The sequence below is a fragment of the Streptomyces otsuchiensis genome (assembly GCF_004305975.1).
GTDB lineage: Bacteria > Actinomycetota > Actinomycetes > Streptomycetales > Streptomycetaceae > Streptomyces > Streptomyces otsuchiensis.
Genome location: NZ_BHZI01000484.1, coordinates 1 through 2009 on the forward strand (window position 1 = coordinate 1; position 2009 = coordinate 2009).

Annotated in this window: 2 protein-coding genes; both read right to left on the reverse strand. The window is 77.1% G+C overall.

Features of this window, described 5'->3' with window-relative positions:
• Positions 1-54 precede the first annotated feature (54 nt).
• Positions 55-957: a 4-(cytidine 5'-diphospho)-2-C-methyl-D-erythritol kinase gene (locus E0D90_RS25285; protein WP_130800243.1), complete on the reverse strand. Its 903-nt coding sequence runs from the start codon at positions 955-957 to the stop codon at positions 55-57.
• A 65-nt stretch (positions 958-1022) separates the two neighbouring features.
• A complete protein-coding gene (gene rsmA / locus E0D90_RS25290; RefSeq protein WP_103502119.1) occupies positions 1023-1934 on the reverse strand; it encodes a 16S rRNA (adenine(1518)-N(6)/adenine(1519)-N(6))-dimethyltransferase RsmA in 912 nt (303 codons plus the stop codon).
• Positions 1935-2009: the final 75 nt, after the last annotated feature.

Here is a 2009-nt window from a genome sequence, read left to right on the forward strand (position 1 = left end):
GGCGCGGGCCGCGTGGGCGCGCGACGGGGGCGCGGGTTGGAGCGCGCGGTGCGCTCAGTGCACGCGGGCGCCGGGCACCGGGCCGGTGGTGACACGGGCCGCCCGGCACGTCCCCGACTCCTCCAGCGCGGCGGCCACCCGGTGGGCGGCCTCCGCGTCGGCCGCCAGGAACGCGCAGCTCGGGCCCGACCCGGAGACCAGCGCGGCCAGCGCCCCGGCTTCCGTGCCGGCCGCCAGCGTCGCCGCCAGCGCGGGCCGCAGCGACAGCGCCGACTCCTGCAGGTCGTTGGAGACCACCGCGGCGAGCGCCACGGCGTCGCCGTCACGCAGCGCCGCCGCCAGGCCGGGCGCCGGGTCGGGCTCCGGCACGGGACGGTCCCCCCGCAGCCGGTCGCACTCGCGGTAGACGCTCGGCGTCGACAGTCCGCCGTCCGCCAGCGCGAACACCCAGTGGAAGGTGCCGCCGACCTCCAGACCGGTCAGCACCTCGCCCCGGCCACGCCCCAGCGCGGCGCCGCCCACCAGCGAGAACGGCACGTCCGAGCCCAGCTCTGCGCAGAGCGACAGCAGCTCCTCACGCGGGGTCGCCGTGCCCCACAGCGCGTCGCAGGCCAGCAGCGCGGCCGCAGCGTCGGCGCTGCCGCCCGCCATGCCGCCTGCGACCGGGATGTCCTTGTCGATGTGCAGATGGACGGCGGCGGTACGGCCGTGGTGCGCGGCCAGCAGTTCCGCGGCGCGCCAGGCCAGGTTGGTGGCGTCCAGCGGCACCAGCTCGGCGCCCGGCCCGGTGCAGGTCAGCCGCATGGTGTCGGCCTCGGTGGCGCTCACCCGGTCGTGGAGGTCCACGGCCAGGAAGACATTGGCCAGGTCGTGGTAGCCGTCGGCACGGGCGCCGCCGACGACCAGCTGGACGTTGACCTTGGCCGGGGCCGTCGCGACGGCGGTGGAGGCGGTCATGGCGGTCATGGCGGTGGCGGCCGTTCCCCCGGTTCCGTCCTGGGCGGCGCTGCTGCGGGCGGTGGTCATGCGGCCTCCCCGGCCTGGTGCGCGGGGCCGTGCTCCGCGATGCGTGCGAACTCCTCGACGGTCAGCGCCTCCCCGCGCGCCTGCGGGGAGACCCCGGCGGCGGTCAGCGCCGCCTCGGCTGCGGCCGGCGATCCGGCCCAGCCGGACAGGGCCGACCGCAGCGTCTTCCGGCGCTGCGCGAACGCCGCGTCCACCACCGCGAACACCTCACGCCGCGAGGCCGTCGTCGACGGCGGCTCCCGCCGCACCAGCGAGACCAGCCCGGAGTCGACGTTGGGCGCCGGCCAGAAGACGTTCCGGCCGATGGCACCCGCGCGACGGGTGTCCGCGTACCAGGCGGCCTTCACCGACGGCACCCCGTACACCCGGGACCCCGGCGGCGCCGCCAGCCGGTCGGCCACCTCGGACTGGACCATCACCAGCGTCCGCTCGATGGAGGGGAACTCCGCCAGGATGTGCAGCAGCACCGGCACGGCGACGTTGTACGGCAGGTTCGCCACCATCGCCGTCGGCGCCGGACCGGGAAGCTCCGTGACGCGCATCGCGTCCGCGTGCACCAGCGAGAACCGGCCGACGCGCTCCGGCTGCCGGGCGGCCACGGTGGCGGGCAGCGCGGCGGCCAGCACGTCGTCGATCTCGACGGCGGTGACATGCCCCGCAGCCGCCAGCAGCGCCAGGGTCAGCGAGCCGAGACCCGGACCGATCTCCATCACCGCGTCGTCCGGCCGCACCCCGGCGGCGCGGACGATCCGGCGCACCGTGTTGGGGTCGATCACGAAGTTCTGGCCGCGCTGCTTGGTGGGGCGGACGCCCAGCACCGAGGCCAGCTCACGGATGTCGGAGGGACCCAGCAGCCCGTCGGCGGCCGGACCGGCGCCCGGTGCGACGGCTTCGGTCGCGGGGCTGATGCCGGTCGCGGGGCCGCCGGTCGCAGGGCTGTCGGTCGCAGGGTTGGGACCGTCGGGGCTGGGACCGTCGGGGCT

Coding starts and splice junctions, on each gene's coding strand:
- E0D90_RS25285 (WP_130800243.1), bottom strand. CDS start 957: ATGACCGCCTCCACCGCCGTCGCGACGGCCCCGGCCAAGGTCAACGTC.